Below are 5,934 nucleotides of genomic sequence, written 5' to 3'. Positions count from 1 at the left end.
AGATTCAGGTCCGGATCGATATCGGGCGGAATGGGTACGCCATTGGCCAGCACGTCCGGTGATCCGCGACGTGGACAAGAAGGGCGTGGTGCAGATCGCGCAGGAGACCGGCGAACTGGCCAGGAAGGCGCGCGATGGCAAGCTGGGCCCGGCCGACATGAGCGGCGGCTGTTTCTCGATCAGCTCGCTGGGCGGCATCGGCGGCACCGCGTTCACTCCGATCGTCAATGCACCGGAAGTGGCCATCCTCGGCGTCTCCAAGTCGGCCATCCAGCCGGTCTGGAATGGCAAGGAATTCGCGCCGAAGCTGATGCTGCCGCTGTCGCTGAGCTACGACCATCGCGTCATCGATGGCGCCCTGGCCGCACGCTTCACCACGTACCTGTCGCAGGTACTGGCCGATATGCGCCGCGTGCTGCTGTAAGGCACCGCTTCGCCCCCACCGTGCGGCCGCTGCCCCTTGGCGCGGCCGCGTGAACAGATGCAGTGACAGCCCGCCGGCCACGCCGGCCGGGCACGAGGAAAACCACCATGGCCACGATTGAAGTCAAGGTTCCCGACATCGGCGATTACAGCGATGTGCCGGTGATCGAAGTGTTGGTCGCCGTCGGCGACACGGTGAAGAAGGACCAGGGCCTGGTGACCCTGGAATCGGACAAGGCCACCCTGGAAGTGCCGTCCTCGGCCGCCGGTGTGGTCAAGGAAATCAAGGTCAAGCTGGGCGACACGCTTTCCGAAGGTGCCGTGGTCGTGGTGCTGGATGCTGAAGGCACCGCCGCCGCCGCCGCCCCGGCCCCGGCGGCCGCCGCCCCAGCCAGCAAGCCGCCGGTGACCCCGTCGCACCGCGCCCCGGCCGAGCCGGCGGCACCGAAGCCGGCGCTGTCCAGCGGCAAGCCGGCTGACATCGAATGCGAGATGGTCGTGCTGGGCTCGGGCCCGGGCGGCTACACCGCCGCCTTCCGCGCCGCCGACGTCGGCCTGGACACCGTGCTGGTCGAACGCTACGCCAGCCTCGGTGGCGTCTGCCTCAACGTGGGCTGCATCCCGTCCAAGGCGCTTCTGCACGCGGCAGCGGTCATCGACGAAGTGGCCCATGCGGGTGATTTCGGCGTTGAGTTCGGCAAGCCGACCATCACCCTGGACAAGCTGCGCCAGTACAAGGAAAAGGTGGTCAACCAGCTGACCAAGGGCCTGGCCGGCATGGCCAAGCAGCGCAAGGTCCGCAGCGTGCAGGGCGTCGGCAGGTTTGTGTCGGCCAACGAACTGGAAATCACCGCAGCTGACGGCAGCACCCAGCTGCTGCGCTTCCAGAAGTGCATCATCGCCGCCGGTTCGCAGGCGGTGAAGCTGCCGAACTTCCCGTGGGACGACAAGCGCGTGATGGATTCCACCGACGCGCTGGAGCTGGCCGAAGTGCCGGGCTCGCTGCTGGTCGTCGGCGGCGGCATCATCGGCCTGGAAATGGCCACCGTGTATGGCGCGCTGGGCAGCAAGGTCACCGTCGTCGAGTTCATGGACCAGTTGATGCCGGGTGCCGACAAGGACCTGGTCAAGCCGCTGGCCGACCGCCTGAAGAAGCAGGGCATCGAAGTCCACCTGAAGACCAAGGCCTCCGGCGTCACCGCCGATGCCAAGGGCATCACCGTCACCTTCGAAGCCGCCGAGGAAGGCCAGGCGCCGGCCCTGACGCAGGGCACCTTCGACCGCGTGCTGGTGGCCGTGGGCCGCTCGCCGAACGGCAGGAAGATCGACGCCGAGAAGGCCGGCGTGCAGGTCACCGAGCGTGGCTTCATTCCGGTTGACCGGCAGATGCGCACCAACGTGCCGCACATCTTCGCCATCGGTGACATCGTCGGTAACCCGATGCTGGCCCACAAGGCCACGCACGAAGGCAAGCTGGCCGCCGAAGTGGCTGCCGGCCACAAGAAGGAATGGGTCGCCCGCGTGATTCCGTCGGTGGCCTACACCAACCCGGAAATCGCCTGGGTGGGCGTCACCGAGACCGAAGCCAAGGCCAAGGGCCTGAAGGTCGGCGTGGCCAAGTTCCCGTGGGCTGCCAGCGGCCGCGCGATCGGCATCGGCCGTACCGAAGGCTTCACCAAGCTGATCTTCGACGAAGAAACCCACCGCATCATCGGTGGTGCGATCGTCGGCGTGCACGCCGGTGACCTGCTGGCCGAGATCGGCCTGGCCATCGAGATGGGTGCCGAAGCCGAAGACATCGGCCACACCATCCACGCCCACCCGACGCTGAGCGAATCGGTGGCGATGGCCTCGGAAATCTACGACGGCACGATCACCGATCTGTACATGCCGAAGAAAAAGTAGTGCCAGACCATGCCTGCCGGGATCGCCCGGCGAAACAGAAAACCCGGCGCAAGGCGGGTTTTTTGTTGGAGGCTGTTGTGCCCGGCCGTGCTTCCAAGGGCGTGTCGCACCAGACGTGATTGCGGAAGCGCTGTGCGCCATTTGCGTGTTGGTGCGGAATGCGTCATTGGTGCTGGGCGACTGTTCAGATCGCAGTGCGTCGTGCATAAGCGCGCTGCAGGCGAGAGAATGCGTCGCGTACGCCGCCCATCAACGTCATCTGACGTCCCGCGTGCCGTGGATGCCCGGCGTGTTCGCGGCTCGGAAGACGACGGCCGTCGGCAGGGATCACGAAACCATGCCTGTCCTGTTCCCGTTACCCTTCATATGGAGCTATTTCTGCAATGGAACGTCCCGCTGCTTCGTCCACCGGCAAGCTGATCAGTAGCTATCGCTACGGCCAGGGGTTCATCTACTTCCTGATGGTCTCTGGCGTTTCGACACTGCTGCTCGCGGTATTTCTGTTTTCCGTCAGGAACAAGGCACCTGCCGATGCGCAGTCCGCCATACTCGGGGCCGTTGCACTGCTCGTGGCGATCGCCTGCGGCTTTTTCGCCGTGGTGCCGTGGCAGCGGCGACTGCGTGCGGCCCGTCATGAGGTATATGAGCATGGTCTGGTGCAGGTCGTTGGCTCGCAGCGCAGCTATGTGGCATTTGCCGGGATGGAGGATCTCTACCTCTTCAGCTCGGGGCAGACGGCTCTTACTGGATTGATGAGCAATCTCGCCTACCGCCGTAACAACGCGGATGCGTTCCGTTGGGCCAACGACAGCCTCAAGCGCTTCTATGAATTCCAGCAGCTCGTGCGCGAACTGCATGTACGGGACCGGCTGCCCGTCGTGATCGCGGCCCTGCAGGCCGGCGAGGCTGTCACCTTCAACTACGTTCCTACGGGGGAAGTGTGGAAGAAGCGGGTGTCTGGCCGGTTCCTCGATGTGCGCACCCGGCCCCTCACGATCAGCAGGGAGTGTCTGCAGGTGGAGGGCCGCAGTGTGCCCACGGCCGCCCTGCGCGACGTGGATGTCGGCGCGTGGACACAGAACGTCACCCTCAAGGATGCCGGGGGCGCCACGGTGTTCTCCACGATGGCCGTGGGCATCCTCAGCTTCGATCTGTTCCTTGAGACGGTCGGCTGGTTGGTGCAGGACGCGCAGCGCTGATCGGGGCAGCGGAAGAACAACGGAAAAACGCGGCGCCCCTTGCCCGGGCGCCGCGTTGGGCAGGTAGGTGACGCTTGATCAGAAGGTCAGGCTGATGCCGGCGATCGGGCCCTTGAACTCCTGCTTCAGGCCAACCACGCCATCGCTGCCCTTCTGGTCAACGTCCAGCTTGAACCAGTCATAGCCAGCGAACACACCAAAGGTCTCGGTGAAGCGGTATTCGACGATGGCGTTGGCGCGGCTCAGGTCACCGTCGTAATCATCAAAGCTGCCCCACTTGGTGTTCAGGTACTGGCCCTGGATGTTGATCAGCCAGCGGTCGGCAGGGGTGAAGCTCAGGCGGGCGCCAACCACCGGGGCCACGCCACTCTCGCTTTCGTCCAGGAAGCGCCCATTGTAGACGTTGCCCAGGTCGGCAAAGCCCTTGGCGCTGACCTTGGCCCATTCGGCGCCCAGCTGCAGGCCCATGTCGAACTTGTCGGTGTCCACCACCGAGTAGTCGTACACCAGGCTGGCGACCTGGTACTTCAGTTCAGCCTTGACGAAGCTGCCTTCCGGCACATTGATCTGGCCGAAGGCGATGCCGTCATCCAGCGTCTCGCGGCGATCCTTGTCCCACTTGAAGTAGTCGAAGATCAGGCGTTGGCGGTCGCTGAAGCGGAATACGCCGTCGACGCGCGGTTCCCACTCCTTGCCGCCCATCTTGAAATCTTCGCTGACGTTGACGTCCTGGCCGGCAATGTTGGTGTTGCCGCGGATGGTGTTGTCATTTTCGATATTCATCGCACCCAGGCGCAGCGTGAAGCGCGGATCGCCTTCAGCGGCGTGGGCAGCATCGGCGAACGATGCGCCGGCGGCGAGCAGCGAGAGAGCGAGCAGGGTGGGTACAGGGCGCATTGCAGGGTCCTTGCAGTGGTTAATCGGGAATGAAGACCACTGTGCCGGACGGGCTCGTCCACCCTACGTGAACGTATGGTCCACGTCGTGTGGACGATTCAGCGCCGTCACGGCGCTGCAAAGAAGATGGCCCCGGAGCGGACTACGGGGCCATCCTGGACCTGCGGGGCGAAGCGTCGACGAGGTTGCTGCAGGCAGGTCGACAGATAGGACAGGGCGCACGCGGGAAAGTTCCGCGGCCTGCGACCAAAGTTCAATGCGTTGCGCTGCAACATGGCGCGGACGCGATTGTCCTCCTGCTGATAGGTAAAAATCCTGCCGATTCGGCAACTTGCGGTTCCCGGGATGAACAGGCAGCGGTTGTCTCGCAAATTGTCCCATTGCTATAATTTGGCGGCTCGATGAGGCATCCATGCTGTAGCGGCCTCAGCCATTCACTTGCAACCACGCGGGACGTCCTGTGCTGAACTCCGTTGAAACGGGTCGGCGACTGATGCTGCGCGCCGCGGTCTACCCGCTGGCCGCGGTGGCTGTCCTGGCTCTGGCCTTCCTGCTGGCAGGGCCGAAGTACGCCCTCGGCGCCCTGCTTTCCGGTGTCGCGGTCTCGGCCGGTGGTTGGGTGGCGGCACGGATGGCCCTGGGGGGAGGAGCTCTGGCCGCAGGATCGGCCATGGCACGCCTGATCATTGCGATCGTGGCGAAGTGGGCGGTCGTTTTCGGCGTCCTGCTGGCAGGATTCCTGGTCTTCAAGCTGCCTGCATTGGCGCTGTTGGCCGGTATCTTCGTCGGCCTGACGTTCCAGGTCCTGGCTCTGGCCAGGCGTTGACAAAAATTCAATTGACTAAGGTTCCGGACACATGGCGGGCGAGGCTCTAACCCCTACCAGCTACATCCAGCATCACCTGCAGAACCTGACCGCACCGGTCGGCAATGGCGAAGGGATGTTCTGGCACATCCACGTCGATACCATCCTCACCGCCGTTCTGATGGGCCTGGTGATCGTGGTCGCGTTCTGGCTGGGTACCCGCAAGGCCACCGCAGGCGTGCCGGGCAAGTGGCAGGCCTTCGTCGAGATCTGCCTGGAGTTCGTTGACCGCCAGGCCAAGGACACCTACCACGGCAAGAGCAAGCTGGTCACGCCGATCGCCATCACCATCTTCTTCTGGATTCTGCTGATGAATCTGCTGAAGATGATTCCGGCCGATTTCATCGCCAAGCCGCTGGAAATGGCCGGTATCCACTACTGGAAGCCGGTGCCGACCGCTGACGTCAACGCCACCCTGGGCATGGCCTTCAGCGTGTTCTTCCTGATGCTGTTCTTCGCGCTGAAGTCGAAGGGCCTGCTGGGCTTCATCAAGGAATTCCTGACGGCGCCGTTCGGCAAGTGGATGATGCCGTTCAACCTGATCCTCAACATCGTCGAATGGCTGAGCAAGCCGATCTCGCTGGCGATGCCCCGGGCACGCCTTCGATGAGTACGTGGCCGCCGGCCAGCAGCGCCACCATGATC

At 64.0% G+C, this 5,934-nt stretch carries 5 protein-coding genes and 1 pseudogene; 5 read left to right on the top strand and 1 reads right to left on the bottom strand.

The window, feature by feature from the left end:
• From ACQKDV_RS17895 to ACQKDV_RS17885, 3 genes are all read left to right on the top strand, one after another.
• Window positions 1-424 (top strand): 2-oxo acid dehydrogenase subunit E2 (locus ACQKDV_RS17895; protein ID WP_427785536.1); only part of this gene is annotated, 424 nt, incomplete at its 5' end.
• 107 nt (window positions 425-531) lie between these two features.
• Window positions 532-2,328: a dihydrolipoyl dehydrogenase gene (gene lpdA / locus ACQKDV_RS17890; protein WP_427785534.1), complete on the top strand. Its 1,797-nt coding sequence runs from the start codon at window positions 532-534 to the stop codon at window positions 2,326-2,328.
• A 383-nt stretch (window positions 2,329-2,711) separates the two neighbouring features.
• Window positions 2,712-3,527, top strand: a complete 816-nt coding sequence (locus ACQKDV_RS17885; protein WP_427785533.1) for a DUF6585 family protein — start codon at window positions 2,712-2,714, stop codon at window positions 3,525-3,527.
• A gap of 78 nt (window positions 3,528-3,605) precedes the next feature.
• On the opposite strand, the gene ACQKDV_RS17880 is transcribed toward ACQKDV_RS17885, so the two are convergent.
• A complete protein-coding gene (locus ACQKDV_RS17880; RefSeq protein WP_427785532.1) occupies window positions 3,606-4,424 on the bottom strand; it encodes a hypothetical protein in 819 nt (272 codons plus the stop codon).
• Between the two features lie 493 nt (window positions 4,425-4,917).
• Here ACQKDV_RS17880 and ACQKDV_RS17875 point away from each other — a divergent pair, with 493 nt between their 5' ends.
• Window positions 4,918-5,250 carry a hypothetical protein gene (locus ACQKDV_RS17875; RefSeq protein WP_313440587.1) on the top strand — a complete coding sequence of 111 codons (333 nt, stop codon included), beginning with the start codon at window positions 4,918-4,920 and terminating at the stop codon, window positions 5,248-5,250.
• Between the two features lie 31 nt (window positions 5,251-5,281).
• A pseudogene (locus tag ACQKDV_RS17870) lies at window positions 5,282-5,878 on the top strand (FoF1 ATP synthase subunit A); the annotation flags it as partial.
• Window positions 5,879-5,934 lie beyond the last annotated feature (56 nt).

The organism is Stenotrophomonas sp. NPDC077659 (genome assembly GCF_050268705.1).
Taxonomy (GTDB): Bacteria; Pseudomonadota; Gammaproteobacteria; order Xanthomonadales; family Xanthomonadaceae; genus Stenotrophomonas.
This window is presented reverse-complemented; position numbering and strand designations above follow the sequence as displayed.

Excerpts from the sequence above, each read along its gene's own strand:
- lpdA (WP_427785534.1), top strand. The coding sequence starts at position 532 with ATGGCCACGATTGAAGTCAAGGTTCCCGACATCGGCGATTACAGCGAT.
- ACQKDV_RS17880 (WP_427785532.1), bottom strand. The coding sequence starts at position 4,424 with ATGCGCCCTGTACCCACCCTGCTCGCTCTCTCGCTGCTCGCCGCCGGC.
- ACQKDV_RS17885 (WP_427785533.1), top strand. The coding sequence starts at position 2,712 with ATGGAACGTCCCGCTGCTTCGTCCACCGGCAAGCTGATCAGTAGCTAT.
- ACQKDV_RS17875 (WP_313440587.1), top strand. The coding sequence starts at position 4,918 with ATGCTGCGCGCCGCGGTCTACCCGCTGGCCGCGGTGGCTGTCCTGGCT.